We start from the raw sequence: 20,839 nt of genomic DNA, 5'->3' as shown, positions 1-20,839 counted from the left end.
CCCGCCCCCCGATCCACGCCCGAGGAGCCGCTCCGTGCCCACCCCCGACACCCAGCACGCCCTCCGGCGCCGCAATCTGTCCCGGGTGCTGCGGGCCGTGGCCGAGGCGGGGACGGTGTCCCGGGCGGGGGTCGCGGCGCGGATCGGGCTGACGCGGGCGGGGGTGGCGCCGCTGGTGGACGAGCTGTTGCGGGCGGGGCTGCTGGTCGAGGCCGGGCGGGCGGCGCCCAGCGGGCGGGGCAGGCCGGGGAGCGGGCTGACGGTCAGCGACCGGGGTCCGGCGGGCATCGGGGCCGAGATAGGCGTCGACCATCTGGCGGTGTGCGCGGTGGATCTGCGCGGCACGGTCCGGGCCCGGCTGGCGACGACCGCGGCCAACCGGCACAGCGAACCCGGGCCCGTGCTCCGGCGGCTGTCCGCGCTGCTGGCGGAGGTGACGGCGGCGATCGCCGCCGAGGGGCTGCGGCCGGCCGGGCTGACCGTCGCGGTCCCCGGCCTGGTGGCCCGCGGTTCGACGACCGTCGTCCACGCCCCCAACCTCGGCTGGCGGGCGGCGGATCTCGCCCCGGGGCTGACCGCCGCGCTCACCCCGGCGCCGGGCACGGCGGCGGCGCACGCGGCCCCCGTACCGCTCACCGTCGACAACGAGGCGAACCTCGGCGCGCTGGCCGAGCTCCACCTGGGCGGAGCCGACGGATGCGCGCCGCCGTCCGACTTCGTGCACGTCTCGGCGGAGACCGGGATCGGTGCGGCACTCGTCGTCGACGGCCAACTCCTGCGTGGCGCCCGGGGTTTCGCGGGCGAGCTGGGGCATGTGCCGGTGTATCCGGACGGCCGTCCGTGCGGCTGCGGGGGCCGGGGCTGTCTGGAGCAGTACGCCGGGGAACGGGCCGTACTGCGCGCGGGCGGGCTCACACCGGAGCAGGCGGCGGCCGCACACCCGGGGCCCGGCGCCCGTACCGCGCTGCTTGCGCGCCGGGCCGCCGACGGGGACGCGGCCACCATAGGGGCGCTGCGCGCGGCGGGGGCCGCGCTGGGCATCGCGCTCGCCGGGGCGGTGAACCTGCTCGATCCCCGGGCGGTGGTCCTCGGCGGCGCGCTGGCGGGACTCGCGCCCTGGGTCCTGCCGTCCCTGGAGCGGGAGTTGGCGCTGCGGACGGCCGTCGCCCCGGCCCCCGCGCGGCCCGGCGGATGCCTGGTGACGGTGTCCCAACTGGGCGCGGACGGGCCGCTGCTCGGTGCGGCGTATGCGGCATTGCGGACTGTCCTGGAGGATCCGGTCAGTACCGGTACCCCGGCACACTCTCCCCAGCTCTGAACTGGCTAAACCTTTCCATGGAAAGAGATTTCCATGCCACCCATTCGAGCGATTGTGCTGATTAAAACAGCACGACTATCTTCGGTTGAGTGAGCTGCCGAGGCGACGAACTCCCGTGAATGGGGAGGCCGTTCGGCTGCGCCGCGCCCCTCAAGAGATAGGCGGAGTTGTGACGATTGCCGACGAGACCTCAATCGGAAGCGCCGAGGATTCCTCGCATTCAAGCCTGAGCACCACCGCAGCGCGGAATTTGGCAACCACCACCAAAACCGCTCCGCAGATGCAGGGAATCTCTTCTCGCTGGCTGCTGCGGCTGCTGCCCTGGGTGCAGGTCTCCGGTGGTACGTACCGGGTCAACCGTCGGCTGTCGCACACCGTTGGCGACGGGCGCATCGACTTCGCCATTTCCGGCACGGACGTCGCGATCATCCCGGACGAGTTGCGTGAGCTGCCCGCCCTGCGGGACTTCACCGATACCGACGTGCTGGCCGCGCTGGCGGGACGCTTCACCCAGCGGGAATACGCCCCCGGGGAGCTCATTGCCGAGGCCGGCGAGCCCGGGGACCGACTGGTGCTGATCGTGCACGGCAGGGTGGACCGGATCGGCACCGGCAAGTACGGAGACGCCACCGTGCTGGCCGCGCTGGCCGGCGGCGACCATCTTGGCGACGCATCCCTCACCAGCGACGAGGCGACCTGGGAGGTCAGCTATCGCGCGGTGACCCGGGTGACGGTCATGACGTTGCCGCGGCAGGCCGCGCTGGAGATCGTCGAGCGCTCGCCCGCGCTGCGGGACCATCTCGCGACGGCCGGACAGGGGCCCGTGCTGCCGACGAACACCAGCGGCGAATCGGCGGTCACCATCGCCTCCGGGCACCACGGCGAACCGGCCCTGAGCGGCACGTTCGTCGACTACGACCTGGCGCCGCGGGAGTACGAACTCAGCGTCGCGCAGACGGTGCTGCGTACGCACACCCGGGTAGGCGACCTCTACAACGACCCGATGAACCAGGTCGAGGAGCAGCTCAAACTGACCGTCCAGGCGCTGCGCGAGCGCCAGGAGCACGAAATGATCAACAACCGCGAGTTCGGGCTGCTGCACAACGTCGATCTCAAGCAGCGCATCCACACCCGCAGCGGCCCGCCCACCCCCGACGACCTCGATGAACTCCTCTCGACGGTCTGGAAGGACCCGGGCTTTCTGCTCGCCCACCCCAAGGCGATCGGCGCGATCGGCCGGGAGTGCAGCGCCAGGGGGCTGTATCCCACGGCGGTGGATTTCCAAGGGCATTCGCTGCCGTCGTGGCGCGGGGTGCCGATCTTCCCGTGCAACAAAATCCCGGTGACGAAGGACGGCACGAGTTCCATTCTGCTGCTGCGCACCGGCGAGGAGAAGCAGGGCGTCGTCGGCCTGCACCGCAATGGAATTCCCGACGAATACGAGCCGAGCCTCTCGGTGCGTTTCATGGGAATCGACGACCGGGCCGTCATCAACTATCTGGTCAGCGCCTACTATTCGGCGGCCGTTCTCGTCCCCGATGCGCTGGGTGTCCTCGAAGACGTGGAAATCGGCCACTGAATACCCGGAGTCGAGCGACCGGGCGTTGAGTGACGGGTGGCAGGACATGGCGCACCACCATGCAGCTCCATGAATTCCCCGAGTTCTCTGCGCCGGCGCGGCGCTGACCGGCCGTCGTCACCCCAACCAGCGCTCCCCGTATCCAGCAGCACTCGGCAGTACTCACAGCACCGACCAGAACAGGTGAGCTTTCTCCATGACCACATCCGTGGATCCGACCTCCGGCTCGCAGGCGTCCGACATCGAACAGAACCGTTCCAGCCTGGACACCACGGCCGCGCGCAAGCTGGCGACCACGACCAAGACCGTGCCGCAGATGCAGGGGATCTCCTCCCGCTGGCTGCTGCGCGTCCTGCCCTGGACCCAGGTCTCCGGCGGTACGTACCGCGTCAACCGCCGTCTCACCCATACGCTCGGCGACGGCCGGGTGGAGTTCGTCACGACCGGCGTCGAGATCCGGGTGATCCCCGTCGAACTGCGGGAAATGGCGCCACTGCGCGGCTACACGGACACCCCGACGCTCGAGGCGCTGGCCGACCGCTTCACCCAGCACGAGTTCGCGCCCGGCGATGTGCTCGCCCAGCAGGATCAGCCGGCGGACCGCATCATCCTGATCGCCCACGGCAAGCTCGACAAGCTCGGCACCGGCAAGTACGGCGACGAGACGGTCCTGGGGACGCTGGCCGACGGTGACCACCTGGGCGCGGCGGCGCTGCTGTCGGCGGACGCCGAGTGGGAGCACACCGTACGGGCGGTGACCCGGGTGACCGCCCTGACGCTGTCGCGCGCCGAGTACGAGGAGGTGCTGGGACGGTCGGAATCGCTGCGCGAGCATGTCGAGAACTTCCGGGCCGCGCTGGTGCCGGCGCAGAACAAGCACGGTGAGGCGGCCATCGAGGTGGCCGCGGGTCACGTGGGCGAAGCGTCGCTGCCCGGTACGTTCGCGGACTACGAGCGGGCGCCACGGGAGTACGAACTCAGCGTCGCGCAGACCGTACTCAAGATCCACTCGCGGGTCGCGGACCTCTACAACGACCCGATGAACCAGCTGGACCAGCAGCTGCGGCTGACCGTGGAGGCGCTGCGCGAGCGCCAGGAACACGAGATGATCAACAACCGCGAGTTCGGGCTGCTGCACAACGCCGATCTCAAGCAGCGCATCCACACCCGCAACGGCCCGCCCACCCCGGACGACCTGGACGAGCTGATCACGCGGCGCCGTAAGACCCAGGTCCTGCTGGCGCATCCGCGCACCATCGCGGCAATCGGGCGGGAGTGGAACGCGCGGGGCATCTATCCGACCGGGGCGGAGATCGACGGCACCGCGGTCCGGGCCTGGCGGGGCATTCCGCTGCTGCCGTGCAACAAGATCCCGGTGAACCCGGACCAGACCAGCTCGATCCTCGCGCTGCGGCTCGGCGAGGACAACCAGGGCGTGGTGGGCCTGCACCAGACCGGAATTCCCGACGAGTACCAGCCGGGCCTGTCGGTGCGCTTCATGGGCATCAATGACCAGGCGGTCATCAAGTACCTGGTCAGTGCCTACTACTCGGCGGCGGTGCTGGTGCCGGACGCCCTGGGCATCCTGGAGAACGTAGAGCTCGGTCACTGACCGGCGACCGACCGGCGGCCACTGTCACCTGGGTGCCGCGCTCCGCCCGTGCGTAAGGGCCGGGGCGCGGCACCTGGGTGACGTCCGATCAGGTGTCTGTCATTTTCTGACCTGCGGGGTTCCGTCTTTGGTCGAGCCCATTGGCAGAACGGCCATTCCCTTGGCAGGGCGCGCGCTGTTGCGCATGATGAACGCATCGCATGTGCGTGACATGTTCGCGACCATTCCTCGGTCCCTTGTCAGGAGTTCACATGGAGCCCGACCGCCATCACCCGGCCCGCCGGCGTCTGCTCACCGGCGCCGCCGCGATCGCCACGGCCACCGCCCTCGGCCCGCTCACCGCGGCCACCGCGCGAGCGACCCCGCCCCCCGACGGCCCGACCGGTGACGTCGGTACCGACGAAGTCACCGAGATGGCCGATGCCCCCGACGTCGCCGACGTCCCCGAGGTCGCCGGCACCGACGACTATCCGCCCGTCCACTGGACTCCGGCCAACTCCGCCAACTTCACCGCCGCCGACCGCCCCCGCCAGTACCCCATCGAGATGGTCGTCGTGCATGTGACGCAGGAGACGTTCGACGACACCATCCGGCTCTTCCAGGACCCGGCCCACAAGGCGGCCGCCCACTTTGCCGTACGGTCCCACGACGGCTACATCGCCCAGTGCGTGCACGAGAAGGACGTCGCCTGGCACGCCGGGAACTGGGACTACAACACCCGCACCATCGGCATCGAGCACGAGGGCTGGATCGATGACCCGAAGTGGTTCACCGATGTGCTGTATGCGCGGTCGGCCCTGCTGACCGCCGCGGTGTGCGACCGCTACGGGATCCCCAAGGACCGCGAGCACATCATCGGCCATGTCGAGGTCCCCGGGACCGACCACACCGACCCCGGTCAGTACTGGGACTGGGCGCGCTATATGGAGCTGGTCAACGCGGCAAACCGCTGACCGGCGTCGTCGGACCGCACGGAGGGGCCACGCGGCGGGGGCCGCGCGGTCCGACGACACGACGGTCGTACCGCAGGTGTGCAGATTCCCGACATCTGCGGGTCATAGTGAGCGTCTTCGGCACCTGCGACAGTTGACGCGACGTCAGGGGGGCTCGTGGCACAGCGATTCGGTCGTGTTCGCGTAGTACTCACGGTGCTGGCCGCCTGGGCCGTGCTGGCCGGCGGAGGGGTGGCCGGCGGGGTGCAGGCCGCCGCGGCGGGCGACGCCGTCCGCCCGTCGGTCGCGGTGCCGGTGGCACCCGGCGTGACATACGGGGAGTTCTGGACGCCGGTGCCGCGCGGCACGGCGCACGGCCATCTGCTGACGGTCGATCTGGGCGATCCCCGGGTGACGGTGGATCTGCTGTACCCGGGCGCGGTGGGCGCGCGCTCGCCGGTCTCCGAACTGGCCGACGCCCGGGCCGCGGTGGGGGCCGTCAACGGCGACTTCTTCAATATCTCCGAGGGCCAGCATCCGGGGGTGGAGCCGACCGGCGCCTCGGTCGGGCCGGCGATCTCGTCCGGGCGGCGGCTGAAGGGCGCGGTGCCCGACGGGCAGCGGTTCGGGCCGGTCATGTCGCCCGGTGCGACCACCGAGGACGTCATCGGCATCGGGTACGACCACCGGGCGCGGCTGGACCGGCTGATGCTGCGCGGCACGGTGTGGACCCCCGACGGTCCGCTGCCGCTGCGCGGGCTCAACCAGTACGCGCTGCCGGTGGACGGTATCGGCGCCTACACCGAACTGTGGGGCCCGACGTCCCGGCTGCGCGCCACCTGCGGTACGGACACCGACCGGTCGGCGCCGTGCACCGCGGAGACGGCGGAGGTGACGGTGCGGCACGGCCGGGTGGCGGCGCTGGCCGACCGGCCGGGCGCGGGCGGGGTCGAGCCGGGGAGCGTGGTGCTGGTGGGGCGGGAGGAAGGGGCGCGGCAGCTGCGCAAGCTGCATCTGGGCGATCCGGTGCACCTCACCCACCGCCTGGTCGGGCAGGGGCCCGTGCCGCTGCGGTTCGCGGTCGGCGGTTTCCCGATCGTGCGGGATGCGCAGCCGGTCGACGGGCTGGACTCGGTCGCGGCGGCGGTGCGGACCGCGGCGGGATTCGGGGACGGTGGCCGGGTGCTGTATCTGATGTCGCTGGACGGGACGCCCGGGGAGGCCGGGATGACGGTGCGCGAGCTGGGCGAGCTGATGAGCCGGCTGGGGTCGCAGGATGCGGTCGATCTGGACGGCGGCGGGTCTTCGACGCTGGTCACCCGCGATCCCTTCAGCCGGGATGTGACCGTACGGAACCATCCGTCGGGCGGGGCGGAGCGGCCGGTACCGAATGCGGTCGGAGTGTTCAGCTTCGGGTGAGGCGGACGACGCCGACGAGGGGGCTTCGGGGGAGCCGCCACGGCCGGAGGGTCAGGCTTCCCGGGTGCGGGCGGTGTCCGCCGTGCGCATCCTGCCGAGGGCGTAGAGACAGCCGGCCAGGGCCAGGTCGGAGAGCAGCATGAAGCCGAGGGAATAGGTGCCCTTGCCGCGGTGGACGGCGCCCAGGACCAGCGGGGGCACGAAGCCGCCGAGGCCGCCCACCGCGCCGACGATGCCGGTGACGCCGCCGATCCGCTCCTGCGGCGTGACCCGCGAGAGCAGGGCGAAGACCGAGCCGCCGGCCGCTCCCAGGCCCGCCGCCATGATCAGGAAGTCGAGGGTGCCGACCGGGTTCAGCGCCGGGTCGAAGGCCTGGACGATCGCCGCCAGTGCGGCCAGGCCGAGGGCCCAGGCGGTGACGACTGCCGGGTGCACACGGTCCGCGCACCAGCCGCCGACGGGCCGGAAGACGGCGGCGACCAGCGCGAAGCCGGCCGCCTTGGTGCCCGCCTCGACGGCGTCGAGGTGATACCAGGTCCCCAGGTAGGTCGGCAGGTAGACGCCGAGCGCGAGGATCCCGCCGCACCCGGTCGCGTACAGCCCGGCCAGCTCCCAGGTGACCCGAGGCCGGCCGGCCCCGCCCAGCCGGGTGGCGAGCGAGGCCTGCGGGACGGACCCGGCGGGGTGGTCGGTGATCAGGAGGGCCGCGAGGACCGCGAAGGCGGCGAGGGCGAAGGCGACGACGAGATAGGGGAGGTTCTCGTCGTAGTGGTGGATGCGGGGCGTGAGGTAGCCGGAGAGCGCTACGCCGCCCGTGCCCATGCCCAGGACACCCAGGGCCAGGCCGCGCCCGGCGGGCGGGAACCAGGCGTTGACGAGCGGGACGCCGATGGCGAGGGTGGTGCCGCCCAGGCCGAGGAGGAAGCCGACGGCGAGCAGCCCGCCGTAGGAACTCTTGACGGGGATGAGCAGCAGCACCGGAACGACGGTGAGCGCGGAGACCAGCGGGAACATCACCCGCGCGCCGTAGCGGTCGGTGAGTGCGCCGATCGGCACCCGGCCCAGCGATCCGACCAGCAACGGCGCCGCCACCAGCATCGCGACCTGGAGGTCGGTGAGGTGGAGGCCGGCCTTGAAGGCGTTGCCGAGCGGAGAGATCAGGTTCCACGCCCAGAAGGTGATGAGGAAGCCGAGGGTGGCGAGGGCCAGGTTCCGGTAGGCGGCTGCCGTCACGGACGCACGCTGCTCACCACGTCGGCGGCGCCGGCGAGCCCTTGGTGGATGTCGGGGGCGAGGCTGCTGCTCGCCAGGTAGAAGCCGAGCAGGGCGCACACCAGGGCGTGCGAGAACTTGAGCTTTCCGCTGCGCAGGAAGATGACGGTCAAGATCACCAGCAGTAGGACGACCGAAATGGAAATTGCCATGGTGCACCTCCTCGACCGCCGCCCGAACGGGCGGCAATGAGTGGCCAGTTTGGCGTATTTCGGGGTATATCCGGTTCCTGGCCCGGTGCGCCAATCGGGTGATCACTGCACGTCACCGGCTCTTGGCGGCCGCCGACGGCACCGCGGCGCCGATCACCGTGCCCCCGCGGGTGCGCACCGGACGCGCACGGGCAGCCGGGCGAAGGGCGCGTGCCACCGGGTTCCCGGCAGGGCCCCCTCGCGATGTGATGCGCATCACGTCACTCCGCGCAACGGCACATGGTGATTGACCGTCTTAGCCGCCGACATCCCCGCCGCCCCCGGCAGCATCCACGAAAGCCCCGCTCATGAGCCAGCCTCCTTTGCCGCCCCGCGCCCGGCCCCGCCGGTCACCGCGAGGCGCGCGCGCACCGGTCTCGCCGATCGGCACCGGCGCGCTCGGCGGCTGCGGGGCGAGCGGCGCATCGGCGGGTACGGGCACTGCGTCAAGGGTGGGGCCTGCGGCGGCCACCGGTCCCCGGAGCGAACGGCCTGCCGGCCCGCTCGGGCGCGGCGATACAGTCTGGACCTCCCGTACGAGGACCGCGCCGGCCACCGAGTACTCGGTCGTCGCCCGTACGAAGATCACCGGGGGTGTGCGGCGCGGGGTCGAGGAACCGGTGCCCACCGCGCCGGCCGGCGGCCTCGACGGCCATGGGACGGGCCACCGGATCGTTCGTACGGGGGAAGAGCCGACACGGCCGACGGACCGGAGACTGGATGGTCGAGCAACCCCACAGCAGCTGAACCCTTTCCCAGCCCAAAAAGCCTAATCTGACGGAATGAGCACCGTGCAGGACCAGGATCAACTCTCGGCGTGGCAGCGTTTCCGCCGCCGTGTGCCCAACGGCTTCGCCATCACCTTCAGCATGCTGGGGCTCTTCTGCGCCCTGACAGCACTGATCGGGCCCTTGCGGCGCGGACTCGAGCCGGTCATCTACTGGCTGGACACGCTCACGATCCCGGTGGCGCCGAACTTCGCGTATGCCGCGTTCCTCTTCCTGCTCGGCGCGGCGCTGGCCGCCCGCAAACGGGTGGCGCTGTGGTTCCTGGTCGCCTACCTGGTGCTGGTCACCCTGACGTATGCGCTGTTCCTGGCCGCGGGCTACTGGGAGTTCGCGGTCTCCGTGGTGCTGTGCACGGGCGCGCTGGTGCTGCTGATCCTCGCGCACCGCGAGTTCTACGCGATCACCCGCCGCGGGGCGTTCCTGCGGGCCATCGGGGTGCTGGCCGGCGGGCTGGTGGCGGCGGTGCTGATCGGCTGGGGGCTGGTCTCGCTGTTCCCCGGCACCCTGCCGGCCGGCGGCGGCAACCGGCTGCTGTGGACCGCCAACCGCGTCTGCGGCGGCCTGGTCACCGGCCTCCACTTCGACGGGCATCCGCCGCACTGGCTCGGTTCGGTGCTGGGCCTGCTGGGTGCGCTCGCGCTGCTGAACGCCGCCGCCGCGCTGTTCCGTTCGCAGCGGATGGAGGCCGCGCTGCACGGCGACGAGGAGGCCCGTATCCGGGCGCTGCTCGCCCGCTACGGCAGCCAGGACTCGCTGGGCTACTTCGCCACCCGTCGGGACAAGGCCGTGGTCTTCTCCCCCAGTGGCAAGGCCGCCGTCACCTACCGCGTGGAGACCGGCGTCTGCCTGGCCAGCGGCGACCCGGTCGGCGACCGGGAGGCCTGGGGACCGGCCATCGAGGCCTGGCTGGAGGTCGCCGTACGCTACGGCTGGCAGCCCGCCGTCATGGGCGCGAGCGAGGACGGCGCCAAGGCCTTCGCGCGCGCCGGGCTGGGCGCCCTGCAGCTGGGCGACGAGGCGATCCTGCACGTGAAGGACTTCGACCTGGACGGCCGCGAGATGCGGGTGACGCGGCAGGCCGTCAACCGCGTGGAGCGCACCGGCGCCACCTTCCGTCTGCGCCGCCACTCGGCGCTCTCCGACGAGGAGATGAAGGAGGTCATCCACCGGGCGGACGCCTGGCGCGACACCGAGACCGAACGCGGCTTCTCGATGGCGCTGGACCGGCTCGGCGACGAGGCCGACGGGGACTGCCTGCTGGCGGAGGCGTTCGACGGCGACGGCAAGATGATGGCGCTGCTGTCCTTCGTCCCGTGGGGCACGGACGGCATCTCGCTGGATGTGATGCGCCGCGACCGCTCCGCGCCCAACGGCGTCATGGAGTACATGGTCGCCCAGCTGTGCGCCCAGTCCGGGCAGCTCGGGGTGCGCCGGGTCTCGCTGAACTTCGCGGTCTTCCGGTCGGCCTTCGAGGAGGGCAGCCGGATCGGTGCGGGCCCGGTGCTGAAGTTCTGGCGCAAGCTGCTGCTGTTCTTCTCCAAGTGGTGGCAGCTGGAGGCCCTCTACCGCTCCAACGCGAAGTACAACCCCGAGTGGTACCCGCGGTTCCTGTGCTACGCGGACGCCGGCGCGCTGGCCAGGATCGGGCTCGCGTCCGGTATCGCCGAAGGCTTCGTGGCCGTACCGAGCCTGGGCAAACTGTGGGGCAAGGGGCAGCAGAAGCGGGTGCTGGCCCCGGCGAGCACCGCGGGGCTGCCGTCGCTGCACGAGCTCGGGCTGGTGCACACCCCGGCCACCGAGGAGGAGCAGCGGGCGCAGGAGCTGGCCTCGCTGCCCGAGCAGGTGCGGGTGCGCCACCAGAAGCTGGAGCGGCTGCGCGAGGCCGGCACGGATCCGTACCCGGTGGGCGTGCAGCGGACGCACACGCTCGGCCAGGTGCGGGAGGAGTACCCGGATCTGAAGGCCGGGGCGCACACCGGCAAGTCCGTCAGCATCGCCGGGCGGGTGCTGCTCACCCGCGACCACGGCGGCGTGCTGTTCGCGGTGCTGCGGGACTGGTCGGGCGATCTGCAGATCGCGCTGACCCGGGACGGCACCGGCAAGGAACTGCTGGACCGCTTCGGCTCGGACATCGACCTGGGTGACCATGTCGAGGCCGAGGGCGAGGTCGGCACGAGCGACCGCGGCGAGCTGACGGTGTTCGTGACCCGGTGGCGGCTGACCGCCAAGTGCCTGCGGCCGCTGCCCGACAAGCGGCGCGGGCTGGCCGACCCGGAGGCCAAGGTCCGCCAGCGGTATGTGGACCTGGTCGTCTCGACGGATGCGCGCGAGAACCTGCGGGCACGCAGCACGGCCGTGCAGGCGCTGCGCCAGGGGCTGATCGACCGCGGCTATCTCGAGGTCGAGACGCCGATGCTCCAGCAGATCCACGGCGGCGCCAACGCCCGCCCCTTCCACACCCATATCAACGCCTACGACCTCGATCTGTACCTGCGGATCGCGCCGGAGCTGTATCTCAAGCGGCTGTGCGTGGGCGGTATGGAGAAGGTCTTCGAGATGGGGCGGACGTTCCGTAACGAGGGCATCTCGTACAAGCACAATCCCGAGTTCACGATGCTGGAGGCGTACCAGGCGTTCGCCGACTACGACGTGATGCTCGATCTGACCCGGGAGCTGATCCAGGGGGCGGCGATCGCCGCGTTCGGCAGCGCCACCGCCCGTAAGGCGGATGCGGACGGCCGGCTGGTCGAGCACGACATCTCGGGGCTCTGGCCGGTCAAGACGGTCTACGGCGCGATCTCGGAGGCGCTCGGCGAGGAGGTCGACGCGGACACGGAGGCCGAGGCGCTGCGGCGGCTGTGTCTGCGCGCGGCGGTGCCGGTGAAGCCGGAGATGGGGCGCGGCGACATCGTGCTGGAGATGTACGAGCGGCTGGTGGAGGAGAAGACCACCCTCCCCACCTTCTACAAGGACTTCCCCACCGACGTCTCCCCGCTGACCCGGCAGCACCGCAAGGACCCGCGGCTCGCCGAGCGCTGGGACCTGGTCGCCTTCGGTACCGAGCTGGGCACCGCCTACTCGGAGCTGACCGACCCGGTCGAGCAGCGGCGGCGGCTCACCGCGCAGTCGCTGCTGGCGGCCGGCGGCAACCCGGAGGCGATGGAGCTGGACGAGGACTTCCTGCAGGCCCTGGAGTACGCGATGCCGCCCACGGGTGGTCTGGGCATCGGCGTGGACCGGCTGGTGATGTTCCTGACCGGTCTGTCGATCCGGGAGACGCTGCCGTTCCCGCTGGTACGGCGCCGCTGAGGCGGGATTTCAGGGCCCGGTGACGGCGGGCGAGACGGCGGAGGCCACCACCTTGCGGGGGTGGCCTTTGCCGTTCGCGGGCACCTCCCACAGGTCGGCGCCGTAGTCCCCGGGCAGGGCGTAGACGAGGGTGTTCCCGTCCCGCCACAGCGCCTGGTCGTCGACGCTCGCGCGCTCGGCGAGCGGCGTCTCGCGGCCGCTGCGCAGATCCAGGACGTACAGCCGCCAGGGCGCGTCCGCCCCCTTGGGCTTCACCCGCTTCTTGAAGGCGATACGGGTGCCGTCCGGCGAGAGGGAGGGGCACTCGACGTTCTCGCGGACGGCGGTCAGGGTGCGGCGGGTCAGGTTGCCGCGGACGAGAGAGGTGCGGCCCTGGGTGCCGAGGGTGGCGTAGAAGGTGGTGTCGTCGGCGGCGAAGGTCACGCCCCAGAAGTTGTGGTCGACGGCTTGGTGGCGGTGGCCGTCGACCAGGACGGTGAAGTCCTCCAGGCTGTCGTGGAGGGTGTGGGTGCGGGTGTCGTAGATCGCGGTGCGGGTGGAGAAGGCGCCGCCCGCGTAGGAGTCGCCGCTGACGAACACCGTCCAGGCGACGAGCCGGCCGCTGGGTGAGACCCGGGCGCGGGTGGGGATGCCGGGCACCGTGAAGCGGCGTACGGGCTTCATCCGGGAGTCCAGGACCACGGCCTCGTGCCCCGGTACCACTCCCCCGGTGGACCGCAGGCAGATGCCGGTGCCGGCGGCCGCGTGGAACCGCAGGCAGTCCCTGGGGGCGGCGGTGCGGGCGGCGCCGGGGGTGGTCAGCGGGACGGAGGCGAGATGGTCGCGCTGCGGTCCCCACGCCAGGTTCCGGAACATCAGGCGCCCCGGCCGGCGAAGGTCCAGCTTGCCTTCCTTCACGGCGGGTTGACTCGTCCGGTCGCCCCGTTCACGCTCGGCGGCGCGGTCGGCCGCGCGGCTCACCGCGAGGACGGCGCCGGTCAGCAGCAGGGCCGTGGCGGCGAGGAGCACCAGGAGGCGGTGACGGGCGGGTACCGGCGTCATGCGGAGGCCTTTCTGCGGAAGAGGACCGGGCCGCACAGCGCGACGGCGGCGAACAGGCAGCCGGCCGCGGCGGCCAGGGCCGTGGTGGGGCCCAGGGCCGTCCAGGCCGCGCCGAAGAGGACCGCGGCGACGAAGCGGCCCACGGCCTGGCCGGTCTGCACCAGGGCGAGGCCGCTCGCCCGCACCGCCGGCGGCAGCAGCGGGGCGGCGGCGGCCATCAGCACCCCGTCGGTGGCGGCGTAGAAGACTCCCAGGAGGATGAACAGGGCCGCCATGACGGGAAGTTGAGCCCCGGTGCCGAACGGGGCGAGCAGCAGGAGATACCCGGCGAGCAGCGCGCCGTGGCCGGCCAGGAAGACGCGCAGTCGCCCCGTCCGGTCCGCGAGGCGGCCGACCGGAAGCGCCAGCAGCAGGAACGCCGCCGCGGTGCCGACCGGCAGCAGCGGGAACCACCGGGCGTCGAGGTGGTGGCGCTGCTGGAGGACGAGGTAGAGGAAGGCGTCGCTGATGGTGGCGGCGCCCAGGAGCACGGCGGCCAGGCTCAGCCGGGGCACGCCGGGGGTGCGGACCAGGGTGCGGAGCGTGCGTACGGCACCCGGGCGGGGCGTCCGCATGCGGGGCGCGGCGGCGTCCGGGCGCGGCTCGCGGACGTACAGGACGAGCAGCAGGACGCCGAACGCGGCGCAGCAGAAGCTGACCTGGAACACGGCGTCATAGCCGTCCTGGGCGGCCCACAGGACGCCGAAGGCGGCGAGCGGGCCGAGCAGGGCGCCGGCGGTGTCCAGGGTGCGGTGCACGCCGAAGGCGCGGCCCTGTTCCTCGGGGGTGGTGGACAGCGAGATCAGCGCATCGCGCGGGGCGCTGCGCAGGCCCTTGCCGGTGCGGTCGGCGGCCAGGACGGCGCCGATCGCCCAGGGGGTGGTGACGGCGAGCAGGGCGGGTTTGCAGAGCGCGGAGAGGGCGTAGCCGGTGCCCGCGACGAGTTTGCGGCGGCGGGTGCGGTCCGCGGCGTAGGAGCCCACGAGCCGGACCAGCGCGGTGACGCCCTGGTAGACGCCGTCGAGCAGGCCGTAGGCGAGCGGGGTCATCCCGAGGCCGGCGACCAGGTACAGCGGCAGGATTGCGGTGACCATCTCCGAGGACACGTCCGTGACCATGCTGACCAGGCCGAGGGCGACGACATTGCCGGCGACGGCGCGGCGGACGAAGGGCCGGTCGCGGGCGACGCCGGCCGAGGCGTCGGCGGCGCGGCTGGACGAGAGATACACGGACGTCTCCTCGTGCGGCGGGTCAGAACCAGTTGACGGTGAGCGGGAAAGCGGCGGTGGCGGTGGCGTTCGCGGCATCGGTGGCGGTGGCCGCGATCTGGAAGGTGCCGGTCTGCCAGGGCCTGCCGGTGATGCGGCCGCCGGCCGCGTCGATGGTCAGGCCCAGCGGCAGACCGGTGGTGCGGTAGCCGAGCGGGGCCTTGCCGCCGGTGGCGGTCAGCTGGACGGTGCAGTCCTGGTTGAAGCGGCAGGTCTGCGGGCCGGGGGTGGCGAGCTTGAGGTCGCCGCCGGGCGGCTGGGTGCCGCCGGTGTCGAACACCTCGGTGACGGGGGTGGCGGAGGCCGCGTTGCCCGCGTGGCCGGTGCCGTACATGTCCTCGAAGGTCCGCAGCAGGCTGTAGTGGTTGTACGCGCCGGCGACGTTGCCCTGTTTGACGTGGGCGCCGTAGAAGACGGACGCGATCTGGTTGGAGCCGAGGTAGTTGTCCTCGTCCCAGGTGAGCATCAGCAGGCTGTTGTTGGCCTTGGCCCACTGGGCGTAGGAGTCGAGGTTGTTCTTGAGCCAGGTGTCGCCGCTGCCGACGGCGCAGTCGTGCATGTCGTTGCACAGGTCCGGGACGACGAACGACAGCGTCGGCAGCTTGGTGAAGTCGTCCTTGGGGAACTGCGCGAAAGTCTTGCCGGTGTTCACCGGCACGTTGTTGAACGCGAACCACGGGTTGTGCTTCTGCGCGTACTTGCCGTTGGAGCAGGCCGTGGAACCCTCGTTGGGCAGGCCCTCGTTGTAGCTGCCGAAGGTCTTGCCGGCGGCGATCAGTTCCTGGCCGAGGTTGGGGGCGTTCATCGACTGGGCGGTGTAGCAGCCGTCGCCGGTGATGCCCTGGGTGGCGCCGGAGAAGAGGTTGAAGTAGTTCGGCTGGCTGGGGTGGGTCAGCGCCTTCATGCCGGTCAGGCTGGCGCCTCCCTGGGCGAGTTGGTTGATGTAGGGCGCGTTGGCGCTGCCGATGATCTCGTTGTACTGCTTGTTCTCGAAGACGACGATGACGACGTGGTCGTAGGCCGGCAGTGCGGCCTTGACGGCGTGCTGCCGGGGGCCCTGCGCCTGGGCGGCGGTGGCCGTGACGATCAGGCCGAGCGCGCCGAGGGTTGCGGCGACGGCGGTGCGCAGGCGTTTGGCCCGGGGTTTCGGCCGGGGATGCGGCTGGGGTCCGGCGTGGGGATTCATCCGGTCTCACTCCTTGTCGGTACGGCGGGGTGCGGGTTCAGCGGGGTGCGGGTTCAGCGGGGTGCGGCGGTCGGTCCTCGCGGCGGGCCGCGTCCGTGGCGGCGATCCGCAGCAGGCGGGGTACGGGCAGTTCGCGGCGGGCGAAGGCGGCGGCCACCGCGCTGCGGACGGCCGCGCGCCGGTCCCGGGGTGCGACCAGCAGGACGCTGTGGCCGGGACGCCTTCCGGGCCAACAGGCGGCGCGGGCCCCGGCGCGCCGGGCTTCGCGGACGGCGAGGCTGAGGCCGACGGCCGGCTGCCCCTCGCCGCCGGCCCGGGCCGTCAGAAGCAGCAGGCACGGCTCCGCGCCGTCGTCGAGGGCGCGCAGGGGATGGTGGCGGGGGCCGCCGGCCGCCGCGAGCAGCTGCCCGGCGCGGGCGAACAGCACGGCCCGGCGCAGGGCGTCATCGCCGGGTACGGCGGCGGCCAGGAGATCCGCCAGCCGGGCGCGAGCGAGCGGGCGACCGCCCCACTCCGCGTGCGCCTGGGCGACGGCCAGTGCCGCCGCGCACTCCAGGGGTTCGGCGACGGGCAGCCCCACGGCGTCGGGCAGGGTGGCGTTGAGCTGGAGATCGGCGCCGCCCCGGCCGTATCCGGCGGCGGCGAGGGCGCGTAGCGCGGCGTACGGGCGGGCCGCCCAGTCGGGGGCGCGGGCGGCCGGGCCGGTGAGGGGGAGCTCGGCGCCGTCGGCCGGGTGGTTGAGGGAGCCGCAGCGCAGCATCCCGTCGGCGCGCGGGGCGACGGCCACGCCGACGTACCAGTTGGCGGCCGCCACCCAGTCGGTCCGGGGCGCGACCCCCGGCGGGACGGCGTGCGCGGGCAGGTGGAAGGCGTACGGGGCCCGCCACACCGCGCCGGGCCGGTGGCCGTACGTCGTCTCGAAGCCGTGCGCGAGCAGCCGCAGCAGCGGGTCCGCCGTCGAGCGCTGGGCCAGGTCCACGGCGCTCATCCCGGCTCCTTGCGGGCCAGCAGCCGGTAGGCGTTGCCGCCGTCGGTCGCGCGGGCCACCGCCGTACGCACCGTGTCCAGGGCGATCGCGACGCCGAAACAGGGCATCGCCAGGACCTGTACGGCCCGTCGCGCGGCGCGGCGGGACGGGGTGTCGGGGACGGTGGCCCAGGGGGCGTGCGGGTCGGGGGCGAGCCGGTTCGCGGTGAGGGCGACGGCGCCTATGAAGTCGGCGTTGGTCTGGTGGGCCGCGCCGTGCTGCTCGGTGAGGACGGTGAACCCCCGTGCCGCCAGGGCCTGTTTGAGGTTGTCGACGGGCATGAGGTGCTGGTGCTGGGGCTGGAACCAGGGCAGCCAGTGCGGGCCGAGGAGCCGGGCGATCCGGGCCTGGGGGTCGGGCAGTTCGATGAGCAGATGGCCGCCGGGGGCCAGGACCTTGACGGCCGCGTCGAGCTCGGCGAACGGGTCCCGGGTGTGTTCGAGGTAGTGGTGCATGCTCACCGTGTCGTAGCGCCCGGCCAGGCGGTCGGCGAGGTCGGGGAACTGCCCCCGGTACGCGGTGTCGATCCACCCCCGGCGTTCGGCCCCCTGGACCGCCTCGCCCATGTCCAGCCCGTCGAAGCGGGTGTCGGGCCACACGGTGCGCGCGGCGTTGCAGAAGTGCCCGCCGGCGGTGCCGACATCGAGCCAGGCCCGGGGCGTGGTGAACGGTTTGAGCAGTTCGGCGCGGGCCCGGTAGGTGCCGTTCATCCGGCCCAGCACCAGCGCGGCGCCCTCGCCGCCGAGGCCGTCGTAGAAGTCGCGGTAGTAGAAGTCGAGCCCGTCCTGGGTGAGCCGGGGGTTCTGGAAGACATGGCCGCAGCGGCGACACTCCTCGAGGGTGAAACGGCCGGGCTTGCCCTGGAGCAGGTCGGGCATCCGGACGCGTACGACGGGATCGGGCGCCCCGCACCAGGGACAGTCCGGGCGGCGGGGTTCGAGGAACCGGGCGGTGCCGTCGGCGAGCTGGGCCCGGTACGCGGCCCGGCGAGCCGGTGCGTCGGCGGCTCCGGACGGTTCGGCGGGCGGCGTCGCGAGGGTCCGGAGGGCGGTGGACAGGGAACTCAGCGGGCGGGCGGCCGTGGCCCGTGCCAGGTCGGCGGGGCGCAGTCGGCGGGTCGGGGCGAGTACGGCGGCGGGCTGGAGCCAGTACAGGGCGGCCGCCGCAGCGCCCCAACGCGGCTCGGACACCAGGCACTTGACGAGCAGCGCGAGACCGGCGAGCTGGGCCGCGGACAGTACGCGGGGCGGAAGGCCGCGGGCGCTCAGCTCCTCGGCGCGCCGCGCGGGGTCGGCCGGCGGGACCGTCAGTCCGGGGGCGATGGCCCAGCCGGTGCCGTCGGGGGCGTACTCCTTGAGGGTGGCGAGGAGGCGGTGGAGGTCGGCCATGGAGCGCGGCGGCGGGTCGGCGGCGGGGCCGCAGAGCCCGGCGCGCCGGTGGACGTCATCGGCCACCAGGAGGGCGTGGCCCGCGCCGTGCCCCGGAGCGCAGCGGTCCCCGCCGTGCGCCGCGGGGTCCAGCAGCCGCAGCAGTCCGAGGACGCGGTCGGCGTCCAGTTGCGCCGGGACGAGGTCCAGCACCCGCAGCCCTTCGCGCGCGGCGTGGGCCGCGGCGGCGCGCAGGGTCGCCTCGTCGGCCGTGACGCCGGGTGCCGCGATCAAGTGCCAGCCGGAGAGGGAGGGTTGACGGGTGTCGTACGGCCCGGCGGGGTCGAGCACGGGCAGCGCGGCGAGCCTGCGGCGGCCGCGGACGGTGCCCGCGGCGAGGGCCGCCGTCGCGGCGGCCGCGATCCAACGCGTGGGTGTTCCCGAGCGGTGCGCTCGCGTCATCTCGTTCACGGTCCCTTCTCGGTGCGGGGCTGGGACGTACCGGCCAGCTTCTCCAGGCGGTCGGCCGCGGTGGTGGCGCCGCCCGCCGCGGCGAAGGACGCCTGGATGCGGCGGGCCGCGCTGCGGTGGGCAGGGTCGTCGAGGACGGCGGTCAGGGCCCGCCGCAGCTCGTCGGTGCGGGCCCGGCCGAAGCGCACCCGGACCCCCGCGCCGGCCTCGGTCACCTGGCGGGCCACGATCGGCTGATCGTCCCGGACCGGCGCCACGACCAGCGGCAGCCCATGGGCGAGGGCCTCGCAGACGGTGTTGTGGCCGCCGTGGCACAGCACGGCGTCGAGGTGCGGGAGCAGCTGGAGCTGGGGCACGTACTCCTGGTGGAGGACGTGCGGCGGGACGGTTGCGGCGAGGTCGGCGGGGGCGGCCAGGATCAGCTGCGCGCGATCCGCGAGGGCCTCGGCGGCGGCCAGTACGGCGGGGTAGAAGCGGGCGCCCGCCTCGCGGTTGAGGGTGCCGAGGGAGACCAGGATGCGGGCGCGGGAGGGGTCGAGGCGGCGCCAGGGGAAGTCGGCGGCGGGCGGGCGGTGGCCCAGGGCCGGTCCGACGAAAGCGAAGTTCAGCCCTCCGTTTTCCGCCCCCGCCGCGCCGCTCCCCCCGCCGCCCATGAGCTCCGGCGTCGAGAAGACCAGCACCAGATGCGGCGAGAAGCGCGGGTCCCAGCCGCCCGGCGCGCCACAGTCGGCGAGCAGCGCCGCGATGCGTTCGCTCACCCACTCCCCCACCTTGGGAAAGCCGTCGAAGGGCCGGGTGAACTCCGCCGAGGTGGTCGCCGAGGTCACCCACGGCAGGCCGCGGCGACGCGCCACCAGCGGCCCCGCGAGGGCCTGTTGGTCGGTCACCACGACATCCGGCCCGAAGGCGGTGACGGCGGCGTCCACTCCGGGCAGCATCGCGTGGGCGAGTGGGATCAGGGCCTCCGCCCAGAGGAAGCGCAGGGCCGCGACGCCGCGCAGATCGCGCCAGCGCTGATGCAGGACGTCGTAGCCGTCGGCCGCGCCCCGGTCGCCGGCCGAGTGGAGCAGGGCGCCCGGCGGGAGCAGCGAGGCGAGGGCCGCGGCGGGCCCGGCCCAGGCGACCTGGTGTCCGCGGGCGCCGAGTTCGGCGGCGACCGCGACCGTGGGGTTGACGTGCCCGGCCAGCGGCGGGACCACGAACAGGACTCTCATCCGGCCATCGCCCCCGCCGTAGCGCCGAGCCGGCCCAGCACCGCGCCGCGCAGCCCTTCGGTGGCCTCCTTGAGCACGGTGTGTCCCACGCCGGGCAGCACACACAGTTCGCATGCGGTCGCATGCAGCGCCAACTCGCGTGCCCCCGGGAGGAGTTCGGAGTGCTCGCCGTAGACGGCGAGGACCGGTCGGCGTAGCCGGGCGAAGTCGCGGGCGGTGAAGGCGGCGCCCGCCGCGATGTCCTCGATCAGGGTGGTGCCGTTGAGCAGAGCATCGGCGCCCGCGGTCAGCTTGGCCTCCTTGCGGCGCCCGACGGCGGCGAGCTGCTCGGATATCCGGCTGTGTTCGAGGCCGAGGGCGGCCACGGAGAGGGTGTCGGTCATGTCCTCGATCCAGTCGCCGGTCAGATGGGCGTCGATCAGGACGAGCGAGGCGACCAGGTCGGGCCGGACGAGCGCGGTGTGCAGGGCGAGGGCGCCGCCGTAGCTGTTGCCGACCAGATGGACCGGACTCCGGTCCAGATCGAGGGCGGCGAGCAGGGCGGCGAGGTCGGCGACCGCGGTGCCCATGTCGTAGCCGGTGGGCGGGCGGTCGCTGCGGCCGTGTCCGCGCTGGTCGTAGAGCAGCACATCGTGGCCGGCCCGTGTGACGGGGCCCGCGAGGGTGCAGTAGAAGCTGGACAGGTTGTCCATGACGAGGCCGTGGAGGAAGACGACGGTGGGGCTGTCGGGCCGGGGGCCGTCGGCTCGGCCCGGCAGCCACTGGGTATGGAGGCGCAGTCGGCCTGCGCGGGTGAGGGCCATGGC

15 protein-coding genes are annotated in these 20,839 nt (G+C 73.0%); 6 read left to right on the top strand and 9 right to left on the bottom strand.

What is annotated here, in order from left to right; translation table 11 throughout:
• Positions 1 to 34 precede the first annotated feature (34 nt).
• From ACIGWZ_RS00675 to ACIGWZ_RS00655, 5 genes are all read left to right on the top strand, one after another.
• Positions 35 to 1,318 carry an ROK family protein gene (locus ACIGWZ_RS00675; protein WP_400059322.1) on the top strand — a complete coding sequence of 428 codons (1,284 nt, stop codon included), beginning with the start codon at positions 35 to 37 and terminating at the stop codon, positions 1,316 to 1,318.
• A gap of 169 nt (positions 1,319 to 1,487) precedes the next feature.
• Positions 1,488 to 2,897, top strand: a complete 1,410-nt coding sequence (locus ACIGWZ_RS00670; RefSeq protein ID WP_400059319.1) for a family 2B encapsulin nanocompartment shell protein — start codon at positions 1,488 to 1,490, stop codon at positions 2,895 to 2,897.
• A 196-nt stretch (positions 2,898 to 3,093) separates the two neighbouring features.
• The gene (locus ACIGWZ_RS00665) at positions 3,094 to 4,509 is read left to right on the top strand and encodes a family 2B encapsulin nanocompartment shell protein (RefSeq protein WP_400059317.1); all 1,416 of its coding nucleotides are present in this window, start codon (positions 3,094 to 3,096) and stop codon (positions 4,507 to 4,509) included.
• 251 nt (positions 4,510 to 4,760) lie between these two features.
• A complete protein-coding gene (locus tag ACIGWZ_RS00660; RefSeq protein WP_400059315.1) occupies positions 4,761 to 5,462 on the top strand; it encodes an N-acetylmuramoyl-L-alanine amidase in 702 nt (233 codons plus the stop codon).
• Positions 5,463 to 5,618: 156 nt separating this feature from the next.
• A complete protein-coding gene (locus ACIGWZ_RS00655) occupies positions 5,619 to 6,860 on the top strand; it encodes a phosphodiester glycosidase family protein (RefSeq protein WP_400059313.1) in 1,242 nt (413 codons plus the stop codon).
• Between the two features lie 51 nt (positions 6,861 to 6,911).
• Here the strand turns inward: ACIGWZ_RS00655 and ACIGWZ_RS00650 are convergent, their stop codons facing one another.
• Both ACIGWZ_RS00650 and ACIGWZ_RS00645 read right to left on the bottom strand, forming a co-directional pair.
• Entirely contained in the window at positions 6,912 to 8,093 is a 1,182-nt protein-coding gene (locus tag ACIGWZ_RS00650) for an MFS transporter (protein WP_400059311.1), read from the bottom strand.
• Complete coding sequence (locus tag ACIGWZ_RS00645; RefSeq protein WP_361321389.1) at positions 8,090 to 8,284, bottom strand: hypothetical protein; 195 nt, start codon at positions 8,282 to 8,284, stop codon at positions 8,090 to 8,092. Before ACIGWZ_RS00645 ends, ACIGWZ_RS00650 begins: the two co-directional genes overlap by 4 nt.
• Before the next feature lie 821 nt (positions 8,285 to 9,105).
• Between ACIGWZ_RS00645 and lysX the strand changes: the two genes are divergently transcribed.
• Positions 9,106 to 12,420 (top strand): bifunctional lysylphosphatidylglycerol synthetase/lysine--tRNA ligase LysX, encoded by a 3,315-nt coding sequence (gene lysX, locus ACIGWZ_RS00640; protein WP_400059309.1) that lies wholly within the window; start codon positions 9,106 to 9,108, stop codon positions 12,418 to 12,420.
• A 9-nt stretch (positions 12,421 to 12,429) separates the two neighbouring features.
• Here lysX and ACIGWZ_RS00635 read toward each other — a convergent pair whose 3' ends face one another.
• Genes ACIGWZ_RS00635 through ACIGWZ_RS00605 form a run of 7 tightly spaced genes read right to left on the bottom strand, consistent with a single transcriptional unit; the run spans position 12,430 to position 20,836 of the window.
• Entirely contained in the window at positions 12,430 to 13,461 is a 1,032-nt protein-coding gene (locus ACIGWZ_RS00635; RefSeq protein ID WP_400059307.1) for a TolB family protein, read from the bottom strand.
• A complete protein-coding gene (locus tag ACIGWZ_RS00630) occupies positions 13,458 to 14,729 on the bottom strand; it encodes an MFS transporter (protein ID WP_400059305.1) in 1,272 nt (423 codons plus the stop codon). The genes ACIGWZ_RS00635 and ACIGWZ_RS00630 overlap by 4 nt, the downstream gene beginning before the upstream one ends.
• 22 nt (positions 14,730 to 14,751) lie before the next feature.
• Complete coding sequence (locus tag ACIGWZ_RS00625; protein ID WP_400059303.1) at positions 14,752 to 15,954, bottom strand: alkaline phosphatase family protein; 1,203 nt, start codon at positions 15,952 to 15,954, stop codon at positions 14,752 to 14,754.
• 37 nt (positions 15,955 to 15,991) lie between these two features.
• Positions 15,992 to 16,942 (bottom strand): galactokinase, encoded by a 951-nt coding sequence (locus tag ACIGWZ_RS00620; RefSeq protein WP_400059302.1) that lies wholly within the window; start codon positions 16,940 to 16,942, stop codon positions 15,992 to 15,994.
• A complete protein-coding gene (locus ACIGWZ_RS00615) occupies positions 16,939 to 18,810 on the bottom strand; it encodes a class I SAM-dependent methyltransferase (RefSeq protein ID WP_400060747.1) in 1,872 nt (623 codons plus the stop codon). Before ACIGWZ_RS00615 ends, ACIGWZ_RS00620 begins: the two co-directional genes overlap by 4 nt.
• A gap of 5 nt (positions 18,811 to 18,815) precedes the next feature.
• The gene (locus tag ACIGWZ_RS00610) at positions 18,816 to 20,033 is read right to left on the bottom strand and encodes a glycosyltransferase (RefSeq protein ID WP_400059300.1); all 1,218 of its coding nucleotides are present in this window, start codon (positions 20,031 to 20,033) and stop codon (positions 18,816 to 18,818) included.
• Positions 20,030 to 20,836 carry an alpha/beta fold hydrolase gene (locus ACIGWZ_RS00605; RefSeq protein ID WP_400059298.1) on the bottom strand — a complete coding sequence of 269 codons (807 nt, stop codon included), beginning with the start codon at positions 20,834 to 20,836 and terminating at the stop codon, positions 20,030 to 20,032. The genes ACIGWZ_RS00610 and ACIGWZ_RS00605 overlap by 4 nt, the downstream gene beginning before the upstream one ends.
• Between the last annotated feature and the right edge of the window lie 3 nt (positions 20,837 to 20,839).

The sequence above is a fragment of the Streptomyces sp. NPDC053427 genome (assembly GCF_044544985.1).
Taxonomy (GTDB): Bacteria; Actinomycetota; Actinomycetes; order Streptomycetales; family Streptomycetaceae; genus Streptomyces.
Note: the sequence above shows the minus strand (reverse complement) of the source record. Positions and strands in the feature narration are given on the sequence as shown.

What these genes read in the sequence shown, in the direction of transcription:
- ACIGWZ_RS00665 (WP_400059317.1), top strand. Translation starts at nt 3,094, where the DNA reads ATGACCACATCCGTGGATCCGACCTCCGGCTCGCAGGCGTCCGACATC.
- ACIGWZ_RS00660 (WP_400059315.1), top strand. Translation starts at nt 4,761, where the DNA reads ATGGAGCCCGACCGCCATCACCCGGCCCGCCGGCGTCTGCTCACCGGC.
- ACIGWZ_RS00645 (WP_361321389.1), bottom strand. Translation starts at nt 8,284, where the DNA reads ATGGCAATTTCCATTTCGGTCGTCCTACTGCTGGTGATCTTGACCGTC.
- lysX (WP_400059309.1), top strand. Translation starts at nt 9,106, where the DNA reads ATGAGCACCGTGCAGGACCAGGATCAACTCTCGGCGTGGCAGCGTTTC.
- ACIGWZ_RS00635 (WP_400059307.1), bottom strand. Translation starts at nt 13,461, where the DNA reads ATGACGCCGGTACCCGCCCGTCACCGCCTCCTGGTGCTCCTCGCCGCC.
- ACIGWZ_RS00625 (WP_400059303.1), bottom strand. Translation starts at nt 15,954, where the DNA reads ATGAATCCCCACGCCGGACCCCAGCCGCATCCCCGGCCGAAACCCCGG.
- ACIGWZ_RS00620 (WP_400059302.1), bottom strand. Translation starts at nt 16,942, where the DNA reads ATGAGCGCCGTGGACCTGGCCCAGCGCTCGACGGCGGACCCGCTGCTG.
- ACIGWZ_RS00615 (WP_400060747.1), bottom strand. Translation starts at nt 18,810, where the DNA reads ATGACGCGAGCGCACCGCTCGGGAACACCCACGCGTTGGATCGCGGCC.
- ACIGWZ_RS00610 (WP_400059300.1), bottom strand. Translation starts at nt 20,033, where the DNA reads ATGAGAGTCCTGTTCGTGGTCCCGCCGCTGGCCGGGCACGTCAACCCC.
- ACIGWZ_RS00605 (WP_400059298.1), bottom strand. Translation starts at nt 20,836, where the DNA reads ATGGCCCTCACCCGCGCAGGCCGACTGCGCCTCCATACCCAGTGGCTG.